The 895-nt window shown below is 58.2% G+C and carries 1 protein-coding gene; it reads right to left on the bottom strand.

Features of this window, described 5'->3' with window-relative positions; translation table 11 throughout:
• Positions 1-895, bottom strand: an 895-nt coding sequence (locus G3N99_RS41205; RefSeq protein ID WP_206125310.1) for a hypothetical protein, incomplete at both ends; no start/stop codon positions are given.

Below are 895 nucleotides of genomic sequence, written 5' to 3'. Positions count from 1 at the left end.
ACAGCTCGATTACTTCGTTGTCGACTTCGACGTCGACGGGTCTGTCGTCAGCCACCAGCTCGATTGGTTCGTTGTCGACGGGGCTCAGCTCGACGAACAGTTCGGTGACTTCGCTGTCTACCTCGACCTCGACGGGCCTGTCGTCGGCTAACAGCTCGATTACTTCGTTGTCGACTTCGACGTCGACGGGCCTGTCTTCGGCGAATAGCTCGATTACTTCGTTGTCGACCTCCACGTCGACAGGGCTGTCGTCAGCCACCAGCTCAATTGGTTCGTTGTCGACGGGACTCAGCTCGACGAATAGTTCGGTGACTTCGCTGTCTACCTCCACGTCAACGGGGCTGTCGTCAGCCACCAGCTCAATTGGTTCGTTGTCGACAGGGCTTAGCTCGACGAATAGTTCGGTCACTTCGCTGTCGACCTCGACTTCGACGGGCTTGTCGTCGGCCAACAGCTCGATCACTTCGCTGTCGACTTCCACGTCGACGGGGTTGTCGTCAGCCACCAGCTCAATTGGTTCGTTGTCGACGGGTCTTAGCTCGACGAACAGTTCGGTGACGTCGTTGTCGACCTCGACCTCGACGGGCCTGTCGTCGGCGAACAGCTCGATCGATTCGCTGTCCACGTCGACCTCGACGGGTCTCTCGTCGTCAAACAGCTCGATCACATCGCTGTCGACTTCCACGTCGACGGGGTTGTCGTCAGCCACCAGCTCAATTGGTTCGTTGTCGACAGGTCTCAGTTCGACGAATAGTTCGGTGACGTCGTTGTCGACCTCGACATCGACGGGATTGTCGTCGGCGAACAGTTCGATCACATCGTTGTCGACTTCGACGTCGACGGGTCTCTCGTCGGCGAACAGCTCGATCACGTCGCTGTCGACCTCCACGTCGAC

It is taken from the genome of Burkholderia sp. Ac-20392 (assembly GCF_017104585.1).
GTDB lineage: Bacteria > Pseudomonadota > Gammaproteobacteria > Burkholderiales > Burkholderiaceae > Burkholderia > Burkholderia lata.
Note: the sequence above shows the minus strand (reverse complement) of the source record. Positions and strands in the feature narration are given on the sequence as shown.